Below are 21,935 nucleotides of genomic sequence, written 5' to 3' on the forward strand. Positions count from 1 at the left end.
CCGTGCCCCACGGCTTCCCCCTGTTCCGCCGCTCGCTGACCGCCACCCCGGTCACGGCGGCGCTCGCGTTTTCCACCGCTGCGGCCGCAGCGGTGTTGCAGGTCCTCCTCCCCGCGCTGACGGGGCGCGCGGTGGACATCGCCACGGGCAACGCCACCGGCTCGGTCTCGCGTACCGCGTGGACGATGGTTGGCGTCGCGCTGGTCACGTATGCGCTGGGCGCGGTGCGCCGCTGGGCGTCGGGCCGGCTCTCCGCCACCTCCCAGCACTGGCTTCGCGTGGAACTGCTGCGCACGATGCACCGGCTGGATGGCAACGGGCAGGACGCGATTGTCACCGGCCAGATCGTGGCCCGCTCGATTTCGGACCTCAACCAGTACGCCATGGTCCTGGGCCAAACGCCCATGTTCTTCACCCGCGCAATGCAGCTGGTCGGCACGCTCGTCGTCATGGTGGGTATGAATCTGTCGCTGACGGCGATGGCGCTGTGCCTGCTGCCGCTGATTTTGTGGGAGGCGAACCGCTCCCGGAAGGCGCTCTACGCCGCCACGTGGGTGAACCAGCAGGCCACGGCGGATTTGGCGGAGCACGTGGAAGAGACCGTCTCCGGGGTGCGGGTGGTCAAGGCGTTCGGCGGGGAGCGAAGGAGCGTCGATAAGCTTGATGCGCTTGGCCGCGAGCTGTACGCGGTGAAGATGCGCGCGGCGAAACTGACTGCCCGCTTCCAGCCGCTGTTGTCGCAGCTTCCCAAGATTGCGCTGGTCATCACGATCGTCGCGGCGGGGCTGATTGTGATGCGCGGCGGCATCACCATCGGCGCGTTCGTGGCGTTCACCACGTATTTGACGTCACTGACCTCGTCGATGTCCATGCTGACCAACCAGTACGTGCGCCTGCAGATGGGTATGAGCAGCTTCGACCGCCTCGACGAGGTCCTCGCCCTCGCCCCGCACTCACCGGAGCCCGCGGGCAGCAGCGTCCCGGAAGGCCCCGTCGGGCTCGCGTTCGACCGCGTGCGTTTCTCCAACGGCGGGACCACAGTGCTTAACGACGTCAGCTTCACCGTCTCCCCGGGCGAAACCCTCGCCGTCGTCGGCCCACCCGGTGCCGGCAAGACCATGGCCGTGCAACTTGCCGGCGGCTTTTACACCCCCGATTCCGGGCAGTGCGCGCTTGTCGACGCCTCCCTGGCCACGACCCCCTACTCCGACCTTGCGCAGGAGGACCTCCGCGACCGGGTGACCTGCGTCTTCGACGACGCCTTCCTCTTCTCCTTCTCCGTCTTTGACAACATCGCCCTCGGCGCGCCCGCGGCGCTATCGGGCGAGGCGCTCACGGAGGCGGTGCACCGCGCGGCCCGGCTGGCTCGCGCGGACGAGTTCATCGAGCGCCTCGACGACGGCTACGACACGCTCGTCGGCGAGCGCGGGCTCACCCTGTCCGGCGGGCAGCGCCAGCGCGTCGCCCTCGCCCGCGCGCTCCTCTCGCAGCCGCGGGTGCTCGTGCTTGACGACGCCACCAGCGCCATCGACGCCATCACCGAAGCCGAGATCCTGCACAACCTTCGCACCGAGCTCGGCGACGTCGCCGTCCTCACAGTGGCCCACCGCCAATCCACGGTCGATCATGCCGACACCGTCCTCATCCTCGACGCCGGCCGCGTCACCGAGCACGGCCCCCGCGCGGACGTCGTCGCCACACCCGCCTACCGCGCACTCATGACCCCCGAGGCGACGCAGGCCCCCGCGAGCGCGGAGGCGCCCGAGCACCTGCTCTGGCCGGACGAGCACTCCACATCCGCGAACCCCGACCTGGCCGCGGCATCCGCCGCCCGCGCGACCAGCAGCGGGGGCGGTCGGCATACCATCATGGCTGATGCTGGGTTGCTGGCTGACGTCGCAAAGCTCCCGCCCGCGCGAGAGCAGCCGAACCTCAACGAGGCGACGCTTGCGCGGCTGCGCACCCCGACGGGCAGCGGCAACGAGTTCAAGGTTTCGCAGCTCTTCCGCGCGGTGCGCTGGCTGATCGCAGGCAGCGTCGCGCTCCTCATCGTCGGCGTGCTCGCCGACCTCGCGTTTCCCACGCTCATCCGCGCCTCGATCGACCGCGGCATCGCACCGAACGACTTCCGCGCGCTCTGTGCCATCGCGGGCGCGACGCTCGCCGTCGTCCTCATCGGCTGGGCCGCCGACGCGTGCCTGACCGTCCTGTCCTCCCGCTCCGGCGAGCGGCTCCTCTACGGCCTGCGCCTGCGCACCTACGCGCACCTGCAGCAGCTGGGGCTGAGCTTTTTCGAGCGGCACCTGTCCGGGCGCATCATCACCCGCCTGACCACGGACATTGACACCCTCTCTAGCTTCCTCCAGACCGGGCTGGCGCAAGCGATCGTGGCGGTGGGCAGCCTCGTCGGCGTCTCCGCCATGCTGCTTGCCACGGACGGCCAGCTCACGCTCACCGCGATGAGCGCGGTGCCCGTCATCGTCGTCGCCACGCTCATCTTCCGCCGCCTCTCGCGACGCTACTTCACGGCCGCCCGCGCCCAGATCTCGGTGGTCAACGGCGATTTCGCCGAGCTCATCGGCGGCATCCGCGTCACGCAGATGTACACCGCGGAGCGCCGCGCCGAGGCGGCGTTCACAGACGCTTCGCTCGCCTATCGACGCCTCCGTATGCGCTCCGTGACGCTCCTCGCCGCCTACTTCCCGGGCATGCAGGCCATCTCGCAGATCATGACCGCCGCCGTCGTCGGCGTGGGCGCGACGCGCGTGTCCGAGGGCGACCTCTCCGTCGGCGTACTCGTCGCTTTCACCATGTACCTCGGCCAGCTCTACGGGCCGATTCAGCAACTGGGCCAGATCTTTGACTCCTGGCAGCAGGCAACCGTCAGCTTCGACCGCATCACGGAGCTTCTGGCGGAGCGCACAACCGTGCCCGATACCGGCACCAACCCGCGCGCCGCCGACGCCGCCCGCGGTCCGCTTGCCCTCGAGGGCGTGAGCTTCGGCTACGGGGGCGTCGACAAGCGCGACACCCCAACCCTGGTGGTGAAAGACCTGGACCTCGACCTACGGCCCGGCGAGACCGTTGCCCTGGTGGGGCCGACGGGCGCGGGCAAGTCGACCGTGGTCAAGCTGCTGGCTCGCTTCTACGACCCGACCGCCGGGCGGATCACCGCCTCAGGCACGGACATCGCCGAGTTCCCGCTGCCGGCATGGCGGCGCGCGCTCGCGCAGGTGCCCCAGGAGTCCTATCTTTTCCCCGGCACCGTGGCCGACAACATCGCGTACGGCGCGCCGGGCGCCTCGCGGGCTGAGATCGAAGACGCGGTGCGCCGGCTCGGCGCCCTCGGCGTCATCGCGGCGATCTCCGGCGGGTTCTGCGCCTCGGTCGGCGAGCGCGGCCGCGGGCTCAGCTCGGGGCAACGGCAAATTATTGCGCTGGCGCGGGCGGAACTGCTCCACCCAGATGTGGTGTTGCTGGACGAGGCGACCGCAACGCTTGACCCGGCCACCGAGCACGCCGTCCTCAACGCTGCTGGTCGTACCACTGCTGGGAGAACCTCCATCATCGTCGCGCACCGTTTGCTCACCGCGCAACGGGCCGACCGCATAGTTGTCGTTGAAGGAGGACGTATCATAGAAGATGGTTCCCACGAGACCCTCCTGAAATCGGACGGAAAATATGCCCGGATGTGGGCAGTCAACCGAAATCGGGGGTAGGCCATGGTGGCGTCGTGGAAGAATGCGAGAGAGTTTTAACGCTCTGGCTATCAAGCGAATTACAGTCAAGATTTAGTTCGAGTAAAGACCCGACAGAAAGAGGCGAGGACCTGCCGTGAGCAGCGATAACACGTTCGGCCAGAACAGCTGGCTGGTTGACGAGATGTTCCAGCAGTACCAGGAGAACCCGGATTCCGTTGATCCGGAATGGCGCAAGCTCTTCGATGCAGAGGGTGCTCCCAAGGCACCGAAGGCTCAGCAGGCGTCGAAGGCTCAGCAGGCGCCCAAGGCCGCCAAGGCCTCCGCTGCGCCGGCTGCGAAGCAGGAGACGGCGAAGACCGACCCGAAGGTTTCCTCCTCCACCGCCGCGCCGAGCCAGGACGGCCGCGAGACCCAGATCGACCGCGCCGCCACCGCCGCGAAGGCCACCGCGTCCAAGGAGAAGGCAACGTTGCCGAAGCCGAAGAAGTCCCCGCTGGACAACATCAACAACATTGAGGTTGAGCCCGGCGAGTTCCAGCTCAAGGGTGCGTTCAAGGCGATTGCTAAGAACATGAACGAGTCCCTCGAGGTCCCGACGGCGACGACCGTGCGAGACATGCCGGTCAAGCTCATGTTTGAGAACCGCGCGCTAGTGAACGATCACCTCAAGCGCACCCGCGGTGGCAAGATCTCCTTCACCCACATCATCGGCTACGCCATCGTCCAGGCAGCCAAGCTGCACCCGGACATGAACAAGAACTACAAGGAGGACGGCAACAAGTTCTTCGCCGTCCAGCCGGAGCACATCAACCTCGGCCTCGCGATCGACTTGCCGGGCAAGGATGGCTCCCGCTCCCTCGTCGTCGCCGCCATCAAGGAGACCGAGAAGCTCGCGTTCAACGAGTTCATCGACGCGTACGAGGACATCGTCAAGCGCGCCCGCGACGGCAAGCTGACCATGGACGACTTCTCCGGTGTGACCATCCAGCTGACCAACCCGGGCGGCATTGGCACCCGCCACTCCATCCCGCGCCTGACCAAGGGCCAGGGCACCATCGTCGGTGTCGGCGCCATGGACTACCCGGCTGAGTTTGCCGGGGCGTCCGAGGACCGCCTCGCCGAGCTCGGCGTGGGCAAGCTGGTCACTCTGACCTCCACCTACGACCACCGCGTTATCCAGGGCGCGGAATCCGGCGAGTTCCTCCGCGACATCTCGCAGCTGCTTATCGACGACAAGTTCTGGGACGACATCTTTACCGCCCTGGAAATTCCGTTCTCCCCGATGCGCTGGGCACAGGACCAGCCCAACACCGGTGTGAACAAGGACACCCGCGTGATGCAGCTGATTCAGGCGTACCGCTCCCGCGGCCACCTCATCGCGGATACCAACCCACTGCGCTGGCACCAGCCGGGCCTGCCCATGCCGGACTCCCGCGACCTGCTCATGGAGTCCCACGGCCTGACCATCTGGGACCTGGACCGCACCTTCCACGTCGGCGGGTTCGGCGGCAAGGAGACCATGACGCTGCGTGAGGTCATGTCTCGCCTGCGCGCGGCCTACACCCTGCACATCGGCGCGGAGTTCACCCACATCATGGACCGCGACGAGCGCGAGTGGCTGCGCGACCGCCTCGAGGTCGGTATGCCGAAGCCCACCAACGCCGAGCAGAAGTACATCCTGCAGAAGCTCAACGCCGCAGAGGCCTTTGAGAACTTCCTGCAGACCAAGTACCTCGGCCAGAAGCGCTTCTCGCTCGAGGGCGCCGAGACCCTTATCCCGCTCATGGACGCGGTCATTGACACCGCCGCTGGCCAGGGCCTGGACGAGGTCGTCATCGGCATGCCGCACCGCGGCCGCCTCAACGTGCTGTTCAACATCGTGGGCAAGCCGGTTGCCACCATCTTCAACGAGTTTGAGGGCAACGTCCAGTCCGCACAGCAGGGCGGCTCCGGCGACGTGAAGTACCACCTCGGCTTCCAGGGCGAGCACATCCAGATGTTCGGCGACGGCGAGATCAAGGTCTCCCTGGCCGCTAACCCGTCGCACCTCGAGGCCGTCGACCCGGTCCTCGTCGGCATGGCCCGCGCGAAGGCCGACATCCTCAAGGAAGCCGGCGTACGCGAGGACCACCCGGTCGTGCCCATCATGCTGCACGGCGACGCCTCCTTCACCGGCCTGGGCGTGGTCCAGGAAACCCTGAACCTGTCCCGCCTGCCCGGCTACACCGTCGGCGGCACCGTCCACATCGTGGTGAACAACCAGATCGGCTTCACCACCACCCCGGACTCTGGACGTTCCTCCTTCTACGCCACCGACCTGGCCAAGGGCTTCGACTGCCCGGTCTTCCACGTCAACGGCGACGACCCGGAGGCGGCAGCCTGGGTTGCCCAGCTGGCTACCGAGTACCGCCGCGAGTTTGGCAAGGACGTCTTCATTGACCTCATCTGCTACCGCCTGCGTGGCCACAATGAGGCCGACGACCCGACCGTGACCCAGCCGGTGATGTACGACCGCATCCACAGCCACGATTCGGTCCGTACCCGCTACACCAAGGACCTCGTCGGCCGCGGCGACATCAACGCCGACGAGGCTGAGAAGGCGGCCCAGGACTTCCACGATCAGCTGGACTCCGTGTTCGCCGACGTCAAGGAGCACGAGGGCCACCCGAGCGAGCAGACCGGCATCACCGATTCCCAGGAGCTCACCCACGGCCTGGATACCTCCATCGACGAGGCGACCTTCAAGCGCCTCGCTGGCGCGTTTGTGGACCTGCCAGAGGACTTCACCTCCAACAAGCGCCTGAAGTCCGTGATGAAGAAGCGCGGCGGCTCCTTTGAGGACGGCAACATCGACTGGGGCTGGGGCGAGCTGCTCGCCTTCGGCTCCCTGGCCGAGGAAGGCAAGTTCATCCGCCTGGCGGGCGAGGACTCCCAGCGCGGCACCTTCACCCAGCGCCACGCGGTCCTGTACAACCCGGAGAACGGCGAGGCCTACAACCCGCTCGACCACAACGCGATCGAGTCCGGTAACGGCGGCCGCTTCGAGGTCTTCAACTCCGCCCTCACCGAGTTCGCGGGCATGGGCTTCGAGTACGGCTACACCCTGGGCAACCAGGACGCCATGGTCGCGTGGGAGGCGCAGTTCGGCGACTTTGCCAACGGCGCGCAGACCATCATCGACGAGTACGTCTCCTCCAGCGAGACCAAGTGGGGCCAGCTGTCGTCGCTCACCCTGCTGCTCCCGCACGGCTACGAGGGCCAGGGCCCGGACCACTCCTCCGCCCGCATCGAGCGCTACCTGCAGCTCGTCGCGGAGGGCTCCATGACCATCGCGCAGCCGTCCACCCCGGCAAACCACTTCCACCTCCTGCGCCGCCAGGCGATGGGTGAGATGAAGCGTCCGCTCATCGTCTTCAGCCCGAAGTCGATGCTGCGTAACAAGGCGGCGGTGTCCCAGCCGGCTGACTTCATCGAGGTCAACCGCTTCCAGTCCGTCATCGACGACCCGAACTTTGTCCAGCGCGGCAACAAGAAGATCGCCGACACGGACAAGGTCACCACTATCATGCTCTGCTCCGGCAAGATCTATTGGGAGCTGGAGAAGAAGCGCGAGAAGGACGGCCGCGACGACATCGCGATCATCCGTGTGGAGATGCTCCACCCGATCCCGTTCAACCGCCTCCGCGACGCGTTTGCCAACTACCCGAATGCGAAGGAGATCCGCTGGGTCCAGGACGAGCCCGCCAACCAGGGCGCTTGGCCGTTCTACAACGAGCACCTGCGCGAGCTGATCCCGGACATGCCGAAGATGGTTCGCGTCTCCCGCCGTGCACAGTCCACCACCGCCACCGGTGTGGCCAAGGTGCACCAGCAGGAGGAGAAGGCGCTGCTCGAGGAGGCATTCGCCAAGTAACGCCTCGCAGCACATCGGCCCTCGGGACGCAACGTCCTGGGGGCCTTTCTTCTTGGTCGCACCTAGGGCGCGCGCTTCTCGACGCCTCCCGCTACGCCGCGCGCTGCGTCCCGTCCTTCTCGTCCTCGTCCTTGGTTTTCGGGGCGTTGATGTTGATGCTCGCGTACTCCATCAACCATTCTGCCACCGCAGAACGCACAGTCTCCCCCTCTTCCACGCGCTCCGTCATCTCCTCGATGTCCTTGGTGGACATCACGCGCGTAATAAAGTTCAATCGGGTCGACTCGGTGCGGGTGAGCCTGCCGTCTTTGATGATGGGGACGATGTTCTCCGGCAGCCCCTGCTTCGCGGCCTCGCTGTCCTGGCAGGCCTGCGCGGGCGAGGGATCCACCGAGCGAACGTTTGCGGGGAACGTGGCGACCATGGCGGCATACACCTCATCTTGGCGCTCGGCCTCGGACGCGCTACTCGTCGTGTTCTCGTCCGCGGCTCCGGCCGCCTCGTCGCTCGGCTGCGTGAAGCTTGCCGCGGTCTGCGGATCCAGCTGCGTGAGGACCTGGCCCGTGCAGCCGACCACGATGTCGACGTTGTCCTCCTTCAGGATGTCCAACGGGCTGCGCGACGCAAACGACGAGTTCGCCGCGAGGCCGACCGGGCGGCCGTACGCGGCGAGGACCTGGTTGTAGATCTCTCCGATGACCAGCTGCTCCGGCGACGCCGGGTCGACGGCGATAGCGAGCGTCCCCTCTGCTCCGACGTTGAGTACGGTGGCAATCTCCGGCCGCTCAAACGGCGTGCAGGACGCGAGGGACAGCGCGCTCGCTGTCACTATCGCCGCGGTGGCGACGCGTCGCCACCGCTGATTCACCTTGCCCACACAGATCCCGTCCTCTCGGTCAGTACGTTCGGCCGTTTGGTCCTCTTGATCCTAACGCTCGTCGCCGTCGGCCCCCGGTAACGGGCGCTGCGGCTGCCCCATCGCGGCGATCATGTCGCGGGCGCGAGTGGCCACGTCCTGCTCCGCGAGCACGTCGTAGCGGCCCGCCACGATCGTGGTCGCGGAGGCGAAGTCGCGCTTGCCGCCGGTGAACCCGTACGCAAACGCCGCGGAAATGAGCCCAAACACAGCACCGCCGATGACGCACATAGACACCAGCAGCCAAGTGCTGCCCTCGGACGCGAACATCCCCATAATGAGGCCGATGAACAGCCCGAACCACATGCCGGAGAGCGCACCGCCGCCGAGCACGCGCGGCCAGGTGAGCCGCCCCGTGATGTTTTCCACCTGCATCAGGTCGACGCCGACGATCGTGAGCTTTTCCACCGGGAACTCGTTGTCGGACAGGTTGTCCACGGCCGATTGCGCGTCCTGGTAGGTGCCAAAGCTACCCACCGGCCAGCCGGTTGGGATCTCGCGGTTCTGCGGGCTTCGGAGCGAGGGAGAAGTCATGGTCGGTGTCCTTTCCGGGGAGTCAGCGGCCTGCGCGTGCAACGTCCACATCTTACCGCCCGCGCTCATGGCTGGACCGCGCTACGCCGTTTCTGCCACGTCGCGCGCCACCCTATACTTGGTAGGCGTTATGACTGACACTTCCCCGATTACTAAAGACGCCGTCTACGAGGCCCTCTCGCGCGTTGAGGACCCCGAGATTGGCAAGCCGATCACGCAGCTCAACATGGTCGAGTCCGTGTCCATTGACGGCAACGATGTCGCCGTGGGCGTGTACCTGACCATCGCCGGCTGCCCGATGCGAGACACCATCGAGTCCAACACGCGCGCGGTGCTCGAGGACCTCGAGGGCATAGGCGAAGTCTCGGTCACCTTGCACACGATGAGCGACGAGCAGCGGCGCGAGCTCGCACAGTCCCTCCGCGGCCAGCAGAGCGGCCCCGCGATCCCGTTCGCCGACCCGAACTCGCGGACTCGCGTCTTCGCGGTCGCTTCGGGCAAGGGTGGCGTGGGCAAGAGCTCCATGACCGTCAACCTCGCCACGTCGCTGGCCAAGCAGGGGCTTTCCGTGGGCATTATCGACGCCGACATCTACGGCCATTCCATCCCCGGCCTCATGGGCTCCGCGGGGCAGGGCCCGACTGTGGTGGACGAGATGCTCATGCCGCCGATCGCGCACGGCGTCCGCCACATCTCCGTCGGCCAGTTCGTGGAGGGCAACGCCCCGATCGTGTGGCGCGGCCCGATGCTCACCCGCGCCATCCAGCAGTTCCTCGCGGACGTGTACTGGGGCGACCTCGACGTCCTGTTCATGGACCTGCCGCCGGGGACCGGCGACGTGGCCATCACCGTGGCGCAGCTGGTGCCCAACGCCGAGCTGCTCATCGTCACCACCCCGCAGGCCGCGGCCGCGGAGGTGGCGGAGCGCGCGGGCACTATTTCGCAGCAGACGGATCAGCCGATCGCGGGCGTGATTGAGAACATGGCGGGCATGGTCATGCCGGACGGCTCCACCATGCACATCTTCGGCGAGGGCGGCGGCGAGCAGGTCGCCGAGCGCCTCACCGCGCTGACGGATAATGAGGTCCCGCTGCTCGGGTCGATCCCGCTGGACCCGAAGCTGCGCGAGCACGGGGACACGGGCACGCCGGTCGTGCTCGATGAGCCCGACTCCCCCGCCGCCAAGGCCATCACGGAGGTTGCAAACAAACTAAAGATCCGCCGCACCTCGCTGGCGCGCAAGAGCTTGAACCTCGGCGTGAAGTAACCCCTGGTGTTGCCTGCGCCTAGGTGATGTCGGCCCAGGAGAATCCGCCGCCGGAGGTGTCCGGCTTGCGCTTTCCTTGGGCGTCGCGCCGCGCCACCTGGCGGGTGGAGCCCCCGCCCGGCTCGCCCGGGTTGACGGGCGGCTTGGGGGTCCGGGCCTGCGGGTCGTCGCGAAGCGCCGCGCGCGGGTCGGTGTGTCCGGGGGCGTTCGCGTCCTTAACGTCATCGTCGAAAAGCATCTGCGCCATCGCACGCTTAGGGCCCATGGCGGCGTACTTGCTTACCTTCTGCATGGGCGCGCGGAACTCTTCAAACTCCTCGAATTCGCCGTTCAACTCCGCCTTTGCATTGTTGATGGCTTTGCGAGCCGCGTAAATGGCGGCGCGGACGTCCTGAATCACGCCCGGCAGGCGCTCGGGACCGATGACGATGAGGCCGATGATGAGGATGAAGAAAATCTCGCCCCAGCCGATGTTGGAAAACACTGCCTGCTCCCTCTACCCGCGGCGCCTCAGCGTGCGGAACACTACTTCCATCTTGTCCAGCATGCTGCCGTGAGACTGCGCGGAGGGATCCGCCCACGGACGGTCGGCGACGTCGTCGCTGCACAATTGCGCCAGCCGCTCGACCAGCGAGTCCGGGGCGTGCAGGTCGTCGTCGTTGCAACGGCGCACCCGTTGGGAGGTGCTTCGCTGCGCCTGCACCTCAGCGAAGCATTCCGCGCACTGCATCAGGTGCGAACGGGCGCGACGCGCCGCCGTAGCGCTGAGCTCGTTGTCGGTGAATGCGGCGATGGCCTCGGGGCTGAGGTGCTCGGTGGAGGAAAACTGCTTGCGCCGGGGTGCGCCGGATGACGCGGCCGACGGCATCTTCTTGCTCACCCTGCTCACCTCGCCCACTCAGTGCGCTCCTTTACTCCTCGTGCTCGCTCGATCGCATGTTCAGGCCACTGGCCCAATTTGCACCTAGCGTACGCCCGTCCGGCGCCGAATGCGCTCACCGCCCCGCGCAGCAGGTCCAAACTACCGCGCCCGGATCAGGTCCCTCGCCGCTTGATCGTGCTGTGCCTGCGCCTCCAGCGACGCGCGCAGCTGCTGTCGGCCACGGTGGATGCGCGAGCGGACCGTACCCATCTTCACGCCGAGGGTGTCGGCGATCTCCTCGTAGGTCATCCCGACGACGTCACAAAGCACCACGGCGACACGGAAGTCCGGGCCGAGCTCGTCCAGCGCGTGCTGGAGCGCGGGATCGAGGTTGGCCACCGTGTACGCCTGCTCCGGCGTCATGTCGGTGCCGGGGACGCGCTCGTAGTCCTCCGGCAGCGCCTCCATCCGGATCGTGGCGCGGTGGCGCACCATGTCCAGGAACAAATTGGTGGTGATGCGGTGCAGCCAGCCCTCGAATGTGCCGGGCTTGTAGCTCTTCAGGTTGCGGAAGACGCGCATGAACGTCTCCTGTGTGAGGTCCTCCGCGTCCTGTTGGTTGCCGGAGAGGCGGAACGCAAGGCGGTAGACGCTGTCCGCGTGCTCCGCAACCAACTCGGCCCAGGTGGGCATCCCGCCCTGGCCAGCGTCAAACGCCGCAGTGCCCGTCAGCGTGTCGGCGTTCGGGGTGGGCTGCTCGCGCGGTGAAGTCATTGCTCTATTGTGGCAGAGATAACTAAGCCTGGGCAACACTTTGCCCGGCACTTTGCCTGGTGGCGGGTAACAATCCGCTCACGATCCGCAGCTCGCTATGATGTGCGGTGTGAGTGAGACAGCTTTTTCCCAAATGATCGCCTACATCGACCAGCGCGCGAAGGGCGCGGCGGACGCGGACCCGTTCAGCCACGGGCTCGAGGTCGCCCGCGTTGAGGCCGAGGAGAACGGCGTGAGCCTGCCCTCCCCGACCGTGGGCACGCTGCTGACAACCCTCGCCGCGGCGGGCGCGCGCGCAGACGCCGCGCAGGGCGCCGTCGCCGTCACCCCGGCCGCGGGCACCGTGGGCCTGCACCTGCTGCGCGGCCTGCCGGAAAAGTCCACCCTGACCTGCATCGAGCCCGAGGCCGCGCTGCAATCCGGCACGAAGGCCGCAGTGCGCGCCGCGGGGTACGCGCCCTCGCGGGTCCGCTTCCTCACCGCCCGTCCGCTCGATGTGATGGGCCGCCTGGCCAATGACGCCTACCAGGTCATCTACGCGGACGTCTCGCCCGTTGAGCTCGGGGCGATCATCGACGCCGCGTGGCCCCTCCTCACCCCCGGCGGCACCCTCGTGCTCGCCGGCTCACTGCTGGACGGCACGGTCGCCGACGCCACCCGCCGCGACCGCGAGACCGCGGCCGCCCGCGAAGCGGACGACTACGCGGAGACGTTCGCAGCGGAGCACGGTGGCGTCGTCACGCGTCTGCCCCTCGACGGGGGCCTAACGCTTGTGACGAAGCGCTAGATCACTTCGTTCTTGCCAACGGCGACCACGCCGTTGTCGGAGACCTTGTAGCGCTCGCGATCGCGCTGCGGGTCCACGCCGATGATCTCACCATCGGACACGTAGACGTTTTTGTCCAGAATGCAGTGGCGCACCACTGCCCCCTTGCCCACGCGCACGCCCGGCATGAGCACGGACCCCTCCACGGTCGCGCCCTCTTCCACGCGCACGTCCGTGGACAGGACGGAATTGCGCACCGTCGCGCCGGAGATGATGGAACCGGAGGCCACGATGGACTCCTGTGCGATGCCGCCCATGACGAACTTGGCGGGCGGGAGGTTGCCGTCCTCGGTGGAGTGGATCGGCCACGCGTTGTTGTAGAGGTTGAAGATCGGGTGCGAGGAGATCAGGTCCATGTGCGCCTCGTAGAACGAGTCGATGGTGCCGACGTCGCGCCAGTACCCCTTGTCGCGCTCGGTCGCGCCCGGCACGTGGTTCTCGGAGAAGTCGTAGACGTTCGCCTCGCCCTGGTTCACAAAGTACGGGATGATGTCCCCGCCCATGTCGTGGGCGGAGTCCTCGTTCTGCTCATCCTCCAGCAAGGCCTGCACGAGCGCCTCGGTGGAAAAGACGTAGTTGCCCATGGACGCGAACGTCACGTTCGGGTCATCCGGGGTGCCCGGCGGGTTGGCCGGCTTTTCCAGGAACTCCGTGATCGTGCCGTTTTCGTCGGACTGAATGCAGCCGAACGCGGTGGCCTCCGCACGCGGCACGCGGATGCCGGCGACGGTGGCTGACTTACCCGAGGCGATGTGGTTTTCCACCATCTGCGACGGGTCCATGCGGTAGACGTGGTCCGCGCCGAAGACGAGGACGTAGTCCGGTTTGTCGTCATAAATGAGGTTGAGCGACTGCACGATCGCGTCCGCCGAGCCGTTGTACCAGCGCTTGCCGCGGCGCTGCTGCGCGGGCACGGACGCGATGTACTGCGGGGTTGGGCCGGACACGTTCCACGCGGTGGCGACGTGGCGGTCGAGCGAGTGGGACTTGTACTGCGTCAACACGGCGATGCGCATGTACCCCGCGTTGACCAGGTTGGACAGGACGAAGTCGATGAGGCGGTAGTTACCGCCAAACGGGACTGCAGGCTTGGCGCGGTCGGCGGTCAGGGGGAACAGTCGCTTCCCTTCGCCGCCCGCGAGGACGATGGCGAGGACTCTTGGCTGGCTTTTCACGCCCACCAGAGTATTGAAAAGCAACGTCTCCCGCAGTGGCTATGTACACATTTTCACCACTTTAGGGGTACACACCACACCTCCCGTTCGGGTTCCTGCAGCGCCGCGCATTCCTCACTACTGTTGGGGCTCATGAGAGTCGGAATGATGACCAGAGAGTACCCACCGGAGATCTACGGTGGTGCCGGCGTGCACGTCACTGAGCTGACGCGCTTTATGCGCGAGCTTATCGACGTCGACGTGCACTGCATGGGGAAGCCGCGCGAGATGGACAACGTCTACGTCCACGGCGTAGACCCGGAGCTCGCCGACGCGAACGGCGCGATCAAGACGCTGTCCACTGGCCTGCGCATGGCCAACGCGGCGAGCGGGCTGGACCTGGTGCACTCCCACACCTGGTACGCGGGCCTGGGCGGCCACCTGGCATCCCAGCTCCACGAAATCCCGCACGTGGTCACCGCGCACTCGCTGGAGCCGGACCGCCCGTGGAAGCGCGAGCAGCTCGGCGGAGGCTACAACGTCTCCTCCTGGAGCGAGCGGAATGCCATGGAGTATGCCGACGCGGTCATCGCGGTGTCCTCCGGCATGAAGGACGCGATCCTGCGGGCGTACCCGCGCATTGAGCCGGACAAGGTCCACGTGGTGCTCAACGGGATCGACACCGATAACTGGTACCCCGGCCAGGCGACGATTCTAGAGGAGCTCGGGGTGGACCCGGCGAAGCCGGTCGTCTCGTTCGTCGGCCGAATCACCCGCCAGAAGGGTGTGCCCCACCTGCTCAAGGCGGCGCAGCAGTTCGACGAGGATGTGCAACTGATCCTCTGCGCCGGCGCCCCGGACACCCCGGAGATTGCGGCGGAGACGCAGGGGCTCGTCGAGAAGCTGCGCGCGCAGCGCGACGGCATCTTCTGGGTGCAGGACATGCTGCCGCCGGAGAAGATCCGCGAGGTCTACGCTTCGTCGGACGTGTTCGTCTGCCCGTCGATCTACGAGCCGCTGGGCATCGTCAACCTGGAGGCCATGGCGTGCGAGACCGCCGTGGTGGCGTCGCGAGTCGGCGGCATCCCGGAGGTCGTGGTTGACGGCGAGACCGGCACCCTCGTTGATTACGACGAGCACGATCCGGAGGCCTTTGAGCACGCCCTCGCCGAGGCAGTCAACGCGCTGGCCGGGGACCCGGAGACGGCGAAGCGCATGGGTGCCGTGGGCCTGGCGCGCGCCCGCGACACGTTCTCCTGGTCTACTATCGCGCAGGAAACCGTGGACGTATACAAGAAGCTGCTGTAGAGGAAACAGAACTAAGTATGAGCGTTTACAGACCCGAACTGCACGTGACCGCCGAGCGCGGCATCCTCGAGGGCCCCGCAGGTGTCATTCGCGCCGGCGAGCGCGGCGAGCGCGTGTGGCACATGTTCTACCAGTACAAGCTCACCCCAGACGCCCCGAGCGCGTGGGGGCACGACATGAGCGAGCAGGACCCGTTCAGCTGGCTCGAGTGCAACGACGCCCTCGTCGCCATCGGCGGTGAGCTCAACGTCCGCGCCGGTGCGGTTGTCGCCACCGATGACGGCGCGGACCTATACTTCACCTCCAACACCTCTGCGGGCGACACCGTGCAGCGCGCGCACGCCGACGACCTGGCCGCGCTCTGCGAGGAGCTGGAGGAGTCCGAAACCGGCGAACTGCTCCCCTCCGTCGGCGTCAAGCGCCTCGGTGCGGTGGTCCAGGACACGGAGGTCGACGGCCAGGTCTACACCAACTTCCGCTCCCCCTGCGTCGTCCCTGACTGGGAGGAAGACGACAACCGCGAGCGCGGCCACGACGGCTGGCTCATGCTCGCGGTCACCGGCTCGCTCGAGGCACCTGTGCCCGTCGTCCTTTCCTCGCACGACGGCCAGAGCTGGCTTGTCGACGGCGCGCTGACCTTCGACGGCGACCCCGGCCTCGATGTAACCAAGCCGCTCGTCGCCCCGCGCATCTCCCGCCTGCGCGACGAAGTGGACGGCGAGATCTACGACGTCCTCTTCCTCACCGCCGAGATCGACGGCAAGGACCGCACCGTGTACCTCGTCGGCGTGCTCAAGGGCAGCGTCTTCACCGTGACCTCCCAGGCGAAGCCGCTGGATTACGGCCACGACTTCACCCGTCCCCGTAACTCCGCCTATACCCTGGAGCCGTCGAACGCCGAGGACCGCTACGAGCGGACCTACCTGTTCGGTTTCATGACGGACTCCGGCCGCCACGGCGACCCCACGAAGGAACCGAACTGGGAGTCCGAGGGCTGGGCGAACACGCTGACGCTGCCGCGCCGCGCGACCCTGCAGCACGGGCAGCTCTACCAGGTCCCCGCCGGCGGGCTGCCGGAGGCGGTGCAGTCGTCGCGCCACGCACTGATGTGGACGGCGCTGTGCGACATCCCCGCGGGCTCGTCCGTGGAGGCCGAGGTGCTGGACGGCAACGGCGAGCCGGTGGCTGTGATCACCCACAACGGGGAGACCCTCAACGTCGACCGTCTCGACGGCAACCCCGCTGTCGCGGAGATCCACGACGACGATGAGGACAACATCACCGTCATCGTCGACGGCTCCACCCTCGAGGTCTATGCGGGCGGCGGCAGCGTCGTCACCGCATCCCGCATCTGGTCCTCCACCGGCTACAGCGGAATCCGCTCCCGCGCGGCGGGCGACGCCGAGATCTACAACGAGTGGCGCCGGGGGTTCCCCAGCGCCCGGTAGGCGCCCGCTCCGGCCTACGCCTTGCGCAGCCGGACTAGCTGGCCGCGCGCCGTCACGTCCATGTGCTCCGGCAGCGCCGCGAGACGCTCCTGCAGCACGTCCGGCGCCACGTGGCGCGCCGACGGGCTCATCCCTACCTGCGCGGCAATCGCGTCGCGCTCCAGGCGCATCGTGTACTCGATGAGCTGCGGCTCCGCAGCCAGCTCCAGGTGGCCCTTGGCCTGCTCCACCATGCGCTCGAGTTTGCCCGCCTCAACGCCGAGGATGCCCAGCGGGTCGCGCAGCTCGTCCAGATGGCCCTGGTGCGCGATAAGCGCAACGACCTCACCGCCGGGCGCAAGAACGCGGGCAAATTCCGCCGGGTTGCGGGGCGCGAAGACATCCATGATGGCGTGAACGCTGCCGTCGCGAACCGGCAGCTGGCTCCACACGTCGGCCACCACGGCGCCGACGCGCGGGTGGGACTTTGCCAGGTGCTTCGCGGCGGGCACAGAAATATCCAGCCCAATGCCGCGCGCGCCGCCGACACTGTCCAGCGTGTGCGCCAGGTAGTAGCCGGTGCCGGCCCCCACCTCCAGCACGGCAGGTTCGGCCACGCCGTGGGCCTCCTCCGCTGACGGGTCGCCCGGCTCGGGCGCGCTGTGCTCCAGCACGTCCTGCACCTGCTGCGTCACGGCCTCGACGAACGGCGCGAAGTGCCCCTGCGAGAGGAAGGCTTCGCGGGCGTGGATCATCTCGATCGAGTCGCCCTCGTGGTTCAGGCCCTTTCCGCTGGCCAGCGTAACGTAGCCCTGCTTGGCCACGTCATAAGAATGCCCCGTCTCGGAGACGAGGCGCGAAAAGTTGTCCTCGCCCCGCAACGGGGAAAGATCTGCCGGGTCTGCAAGCACGTCCACGATGTCTTTGAGCATGTGGAAAGCTTACCGCACCGCCGGCCGGGCCAAGCGGTGCAGGGTGAATGCGGTGACGGCGTGGGTTACTGCCCCGCGGCGTCGATAAGCAGCTGGCCCAGCTCGGCTGCCTCTTCCTTGCTCATCTCCACAACGAGCCGCCCGCCGCCGTCGGATGGAATGCGCATCACAATCTTTCGGCTCTCTTCTACAGCTTCCATCGGGCCGCTACCAGTGCGCGGCTTCATTGCTGCCATGCGTATTCTCTCCTTTGAACTCAATGACGTATGGAGTCAATGATACGCCTGTATGGGCCCAACCATCCGGTCCCAGCAGCATTTCGGTAGCTAACTATGCCTTTCCGTACGGATTTTCCCCAGCTTTCGGTGCCGGCTCCAGCGTCGCGGGCGCCTCAAACTCCGCCGCGCTCACGCCCTCGGTGAGCGAGTGCGAGTCCACCTTCTGCGGGTTACGGGGCTGCGCCGGACGAGCCTCAGCGGTCTCGTCGTCGCGCCACTCCGCGGTGTCCTGGCCGGTCAGCTGCGCGATGAGTGCATCGACCTGGTCCATCCGGTACCCGCGGTGGACGACCTCAAGCTGAATGTCGTCAAAGTTGCCGTCCTCAACCGCGCGGCGATTCGCCGCCTTCACATTTTCCGTATCGGGCATCGGCGGCTGCGTCTCACCGCGCCCAAAAATCGACGACGCCAGCAGCGTCCCCAGCACGCTGAACAGCGCCAAGACAAGAATCAGGATAATCCAAGAGAGCATGGGCGCTATTCTACTTCCCGCCCCACGCAGCGCGCTGCTGTACCTCGCCCAGCGCGCCGCGCCCCGCGGCCCGATCCAGAATCGTCGCCACGATCACATCCGCCATCGGCGCGAGCTCCTCCAGCGGACGGTTCCGGTGTCGCCGCGCGCTGAGCTGCACTTCGGTGACGGCGGCGGGCGTGTGGGAGGACGCGACGTCGAGGAGCAAGCCCACCTCGACCCCGTAGCCGGCGACAAATGGCAGGCTCAGCGCGGTGCTGCGACGGATGGCGTACTCTCCGGCGAGTGGCTGGGAGATGTGGCCGAGCTCGGGGAACAGCGCGCGCAGCAGCGGCTTCGCCGTGAGCTCGGTGACGCGGCCGCCGCCGGGGCCGCCGTTGAGCTCGCGGGTGTAGGCGGCCTTGACCAGGTGGATCGCCGGGTCCGCAAACGGCGCCGCGAGCGCATCGACCCAGCCGGGTCGCAGCGAGGTCACGTCCGCGTCGACGAAGACGACGACGTCGCCGCTCGCGGCGCGCACCCCGCGCCACAGCGCCTCGCCCTTGCCGGGAACGGTCTTGGCGGGACCGACATCGCGCCAGTTCACCACGCGGGCGCCCGCCGCTGCGGCCTCGCTGGCGGTGGCGTCGGTGGAGTCGGAGTCGATGACCAGCACCTCCCCGCCATCGCGCGCGGCGCGCGACTCGAGACAGGTGCGCACCACGCCGGCGACGGTGCGCTCCTCGTTCAGCGCCGGGATGACCACGCTCACGCGCGGGCTGCTCACGCGAGCCCCCGGACGGTGGCAAGCGGCGCGGCGGTACCCTGGATCGCCGCGGTCATGCGGATCACGTCCACGGTTTCCGCGACGTTGTGGACGCGGAAGGCGGCGACGCCGCGGGCGGCTGACCAGGCGGTGGCAGCGAGCGTGCCCGCGACGCGTTGCGCTGGGTCGGTGCGGCCAACCGTCTCGCCCACGAAGTCCTTGTTGGACAGCGCCATGAGCACCGGCCAGCCGGTGGCAACGAGCTCGTCGATCCGGCGCAGGATTTCCAGGCCGTGGAACGTGTTCTTGCCAAAGTCGTGGGTGGGATCGATGAACACGCGCTCGGCGGGCACGCCGCAGTCCACGGCGCGCTCGGCCAGCGCTGAAATTTCGCGGATCACGTCGGCGACGATGTCATCAAAATGCACGCGGTGCGGGCGGGTGCGCGGCACTACCCCGCCGGTATGGGAGCAGACGTAGCCGACCGCGTGGCGGCCCGCCACCTCGACGAGCTCGGGGTCCCAGCCCGCCCAGGTGTCATTGATCAGGTCCGCGCCGGCGTCGATAGCCGCTTCGGCGACGCTCGCTCGCCATGTGTCCACGCTGATGGACACCTCGGGGTGGCGCGCGCGGACCTCGGCAATCAGCGGGACAACGCGATCGATCTCTTCGTCGACGTCCACTTCATCCCCCGGCCCGGCTTTGACGCCGCCGACGTCCACGATGGACGCGCCCGCCGCGATGACCTCGTCCGCGCGCTGAGCTGCCTTTTCAATGGCAAAGGTCGCGCCCTTGTCGTAAAAGGAGTCCGGGGTGCGGTTCACAATGGCCATCACCCGCGCGAGCGAGTTACTCATGTCCACCAGCGCGTTGCGCGTCGCCGAGGCGCTCATCCGTCATCACTTGGTGCGTCTCCACGATGTGCGCGATGGCCTCCTCAACCGAGTCAGTGACCAGGAACAGTTTTTCGTCGCCAGGCGAAATGAGCCCGCGCTCGAGCTGCTGGTTGACCATCCAATCGACCAGGCCGGACCAGAAGTCGGTGCCGATGAGCACGATCGGGAAGTTGGTCACCTTGCCGGTCTGCACCATGCACAGCACCTCGAAGACCTCGTCCATCGTGCCGAAGCCACCGGGCAGCGCGATAAACGCCTGCGAGTACTTCAGGAACATGGTCTTGCGGGCGAAGAAGTAGCGGAAGTTCAGGCCGAGGTCGACCCAGTCGTTCAGCCCCTGCTCGAACGGCAGCTCGATGCCCAGGCCGACCGACATGCCGCCGGCGTTATGCGCACCGCGGTTCGGCCCCTCCATCAGGCCCGGGCCGCCGCCGGTGATCACGGCGTAGCCGGCCTCGACCAGCCCGTGGCCAACCTGGTACGCCTGCTCGTATTCCGGCGTGCCCTCGCCCAGCCGCGCGGAACCGAAGACAGTCACGGCCTTCGGCAGCTCGCTGAGTGCGTCGAAGCCGGCCACGAACTCGGACTGGATGCGCATGACGCGCCACGGGTCTGCGTGCTTCCAGTCGTGGTCGGAGGAGCCGAGCGATTCGAGCAGGCGGCGGTCGTGCGTGGACGCCTGCTCGTTGTCGCTGCGCAGCATGAGCGGGCCGCGGAGCTTGCGGTCACGGTCGGGGCGGGGTGTGGTGTGCGGTGCCATAGTTATTGTGTAAGGAAAGTTTTTCTATGTTCAGTGAAGAGACAGGTAGTCCATGAGCTGTGCGAACACCTCACGGATATGGCTGATCGGGCACTGCTCGTCCTTCTTGTGAGCAAAGCCCGGATCGCCGGGGCCGAAGTTGACGGCCGGAACACCAAGGTTAGAGAACCTGGACACGTCCGTCCATCCGAACTTCGCACGGAAGTTCCCGCCCACGGCCTTCACCAGGTTGGCCGCCACCGGGTGGTCCAGCCCCGGTAGCGCAGCCGGCGCCACGTCGTCATACGCAAGCGTCAACCCGTCTTCCAGGGCGAGCACCTCCTCGAGGTGCGCCTTCGCGTTCTCCACGTCACGGTCCGGCGCGTAGCGGAAGTTGACAATCAGACGGGCGTGGTCCGGGATCGTATTGGTGGCCACGAACCCCTCCATGCCGACGACGTTGATGCCCTCGCGGTACTCGCACCCGGCGATGGTGACACGGCGCGGTTCGTAGGCGGCGATGCGGGTCAGCACACCCGCGAGGTCGTGGGCCGCGTTGTGACCCAGCCACGAGCGCGCGGAGTGCGCTCGGGTGCCGTGCGCGTCTACGAAGACGCGGATCGTGCCCTGGCAGCCGGCCTCGATCACCCCGCCGGACGGCTCGCCAAGCAGCGCGATGTCGCCCGCAAGCAGCTCCGGGTGGTCCCGCTCGAGGTGGAACAGCCCGTTGTATTCCTGGGCGACCTCCTCGGCCTCGTAGGCAATGACAGTCATATCAAACGCCGCGCGCTCCCCCGGTGCCTCGGCCTCGCCACGCACGAGCCGCGCGAACGCCCCGAGGTAGCACGCCATGCCACTTTTCATGTCCACGGTCCCGCAGCCAAACATGGTGTCGCCCTCAATGCGGTGCGGCGTGTTGTCCGCCAGCGGCACCGTGTCGATGTGTCCCGCCAGCACGACGCGCTGCTCGCGCCCGAAGTGCGTGCGGGCGACGACGGTGTTACCAATCCGCTGCACGTCGACTGCGCCGTCCCCGGTGGCGTCGGCAAGCGCCCGAAGCGCCCCCTCGACGGCGTCGGCGATCGCCTCCTCGTGGTGGGACGGCGACTCGATGTCCACGAGCGCGGCGGTGAGATCGACTGGGTCTGCAAAGAGGTCTAGCGTGTTCACCCCACTCATCCTACGGGCGGC

The 21,935-nt window shown here is 67.3% G+C and carries 19 protein-coding genes; 6 read left to right on the top strand and 13 right to left on the bottom strand.

Going from position 1 to position 21,935, the window contains the following annotated elements; translation table 11 throughout:
• Nucleotides 1-2 precede the first annotated feature (2 nt).
• Both FPP74_RS02940 and FPP74_RS02945 read left to right on the top strand, forming a co-directional pair.
• Complete coding sequence (locus tag FPP74_RS02940; RefSeq protein ID WP_144717104.1) at nt 3-3,719, top strand: ABC transporter ATP-binding protein; 3,717 nt, start codon at nt 3-5, stop codon at nt 3,717-3,719.
• A 115-nt stretch (nt 3,720-3,834) separates the two neighbouring features.
• Nucleotides 3,835-7,614, top strand: a complete 3,780-nt coding sequence (locus FPP74_RS02945) for a multifunctional oxoglutarate decarboxylase/oxoglutarate dehydrogenase thiamine pyrophosphate-binding subunit/dihydrolipoyllysine-residue succinyltransferase subunit (RefSeq protein ID WP_144717105.1) — start codon at nt 3,835-3,837, stop codon at nt 7,612-7,614.
• Nucleotides 7,615-7,705: 91 nt separating this feature from the next.
• Here FPP74_RS02945 and FPP74_RS02950 read toward each other — a convergent pair whose 3' ends face one another.
• Together FPP74_RS02950 and FPP74_RS02955 are read right to left on the bottom strand one after the other, a co-directional pair.
• Entirely contained in the window at nt 7,706-8,491 is a 786-nt protein-coding gene (locus tag FPP74_RS02950; RefSeq protein ID WP_095553135.1) for a hypothetical protein, read from the bottom strand.
• Nucleotides 8,492-8,542: 51 nt separating this feature from the next.
• Nucleotides 8,543-9,115, bottom strand: a complete 573-nt coding sequence (locus FPP74_RS02955) for a general stress protein (protein ID WP_205691174.1) — start codon at nt 9,113-9,115, stop codon at nt 8,543-8,545.
• A 79-nt stretch (nt 9,116-9,194) separates the two neighbouring features.
• Between FPP74_RS02955 and FPP74_RS02960 the strand changes: the two genes are divergently transcribed.
• Nucleotides 9,195-10,331, top strand: a complete 1,137-nt coding sequence (locus tag FPP74_RS02960) for an Mrp/NBP35 family ATP-binding protein (RefSeq protein WP_144717106.1) — start codon at nt 9,195-9,197, stop codon at nt 10,329-10,331.
• Nucleotides 10,332-10,350: 19 nt separating this feature from the next.
• Here the strand turns inward: FPP74_RS02960 and tatB are convergent, their stop codons facing one another.
• The 3 genes from tatB to sigE all read right to left on the bottom strand — a co-directional run bounded on the left by tatB (nt 10,351) and on the right by sigE (nt 11,967).
• Entirely contained in the window at nt 10,351-10,815 is a 465-nt protein-coding gene (gene tatB, locus FPP74_RS02965) for a Sec-independent protein translocase protein TatB (protein WP_095275863.1), read from the bottom strand.
• Nucleotides 10,816-10,827: 12 nt separating this feature from the next.
• Nucleotides 10,828-11,211: an anti-sigma factor gene (locus FPP74_RS12480; protein ID WP_144717107.1), complete on the bottom strand. Its 384-nt coding sequence runs from the start codon at nt 11,209-11,211 to the stop codon at nt 10,828-10,830.
• Nucleotides 11,212-11,352: 141 nt separating this feature from the next.
• Nucleotides 11,353-11,967 carry an RNA polymerase sigma factor SigE gene (sigE, locus tag FPP74_RS02975; protein WP_144717108.1) on the bottom strand — a complete coding sequence of 205 codons (615 nt, stop codon included), beginning with the start codon at nt 11,965-11,967 and terminating at the stop codon, nt 11,353-11,355.
• A gap of 109 nt (nt 11,968-12,076) precedes the next feature.
• Between sigE and FPP74_RS02980 the strand changes: the two genes are divergently transcribed.
• Entirely contained in the window at nt 12,077-12,754 is a 678-nt protein-coding gene (locus tag FPP74_RS02980) for an O-methyltransferase (RefSeq protein ID WP_186439366.1), read from the top strand.
• Here the strand turns inward: FPP74_RS02980 and glgC are convergent.
• Nucleotides 12,751-13,968 carry a glucose-1-phosphate adenylyltransferase gene (gene glgC / locus FPP74_RS02985; RefSeq protein ID WP_369825006.1) on the bottom strand — a complete coding sequence of 406 codons (1,218 nt, stop codon included), beginning with the start codon at nt 13,966-13,968 and terminating at the stop codon, nt 12,751-12,753. The two genes, FPP74_RS02980 and glgC, sit on opposite strands and share 4 nt — an antisense overlap.
• Before the next feature lie 132 nt (nt 13,969-14,100).
• Between glgC and glgA the strand changes: the two genes are divergently transcribed.
• Both glgA and FPP74_RS02995 read left to right on the top strand, forming a co-directional pair.
• Nucleotides 14,101-15,255: a glycogen synthase gene (glgA, locus tag FPP74_RS02990; RefSeq protein WP_222428210.1), complete on the top strand. Its 1,155-nt coding sequence runs from the start codon at nt 14,101-14,103 to the stop codon at nt 15,253-15,255.
• 17 nt (nt 15,256-15,272) lie between these two features.
• Complete coding sequence (locus FPP74_RS02995; protein WP_144717109.1) at nt 15,273-16,703, top strand: GH32 C-terminal domain-containing protein; 1,431 nt, start codon at nt 15,273-15,275, stop codon at nt 16,701-16,703.
• Between the two features lie 14 nt (nt 16,704-16,717).
• On the opposite strand, the gene FPP74_RS03000 is transcribed toward FPP74_RS02995, so the two are convergent.
• The 7 genes from FPP74_RS03000 to dapE all read right to left on the bottom strand — a co-directional run bounded on the left by FPP74_RS03000 (nt 16,718) and on the right by dapE (nt 21,923).
• Complete coding sequence (locus FPP74_RS03000; protein WP_144717110.1) at nt 16,718-17,614, bottom strand: methyltransferase domain-containing protein; 897 nt, start codon at nt 17,612-17,614, stop codon at nt 16,718-16,720.
• A 65-nt stretch (nt 17,615-17,679) separates the two neighbouring features.
• Nucleotides 17,680-17,850: a DUF3117 domain-containing protein gene (locus tag FPP74_RS03005; protein WP_095275850.1), complete on the bottom strand. Its 171-nt coding sequence runs from the start codon at nt 17,848-17,850 to the stop codon at nt 17,680-17,682.
• A gap of 94 nt (nt 17,851-17,944) precedes the next feature.
• The gene (locus FPP74_RS12150) at nt 17,945-18,364 is read right to left on the bottom strand and encodes a cell division protein DivIVA (protein ID WP_186439367.1); all 420 of its coding nucleotides are present in this window, start codon (nt 18,362-18,364) and stop codon (nt 17,945-17,947) included.
• 10 nt (nt 18,365-18,374) lie between these two features.
• Entirely contained in the window at nt 18,375-19,130 is a 756-nt protein-coding gene (locus tag FPP74_RS03015) for a glucosyl-3-phosphoglycerate synthase (protein WP_255456043.1), read from the bottom strand.
• Nucleotides 19,127-20,002, bottom strand: coding sequence for a dihydropteroate synthase (folP, locus tag FPP74_RS03020; protein ID WP_255456044.1), 876 nt, complete (start codon nt 20,000-20,002; stop codon nt 19,127-19,129). The genes FPP74_RS03015 and folP overlap by 4 nt, the downstream gene beginning before the upstream one ends.
• Nucleotides 19,959-20,765 (bottom strand): TIGR00730 family Rossman fold protein, encoded by an 807-nt coding sequence (locus FPP74_RS03025; RefSeq protein ID WP_095275845.1) that lies wholly within the window; start codon nt 20,763-20,765, stop codon nt 19,959-19,961. Before FPP74_RS03025 ends, folP begins: the two co-directional genes overlap by 44 nt.
• A gap of 30 nt (nt 20,766-20,795) precedes the next feature.
• Nucleotides 20,796-21,923: a succinyl-diaminopimelate desuccinylase gene (dapE, locus tag FPP74_RS03030; protein WP_144717111.1), complete on the bottom strand. Its 1,128-nt coding sequence runs from the start codon at nt 21,921-21,923 to the stop codon at nt 20,796-20,798.
• Nucleotides 21,924-21,935: the final 12 nt, after the last annotated feature.

The sequence above is a fragment of the Corynebacterium sp. NML180780 genome, assembly GCF_007786415.1.
Lineage (GTDB): Bacteria > Actinomycetota > Actinomycetes > Mycobacteriales > Mycobacteriaceae > Corynebacterium > Corynebacterium gottingense.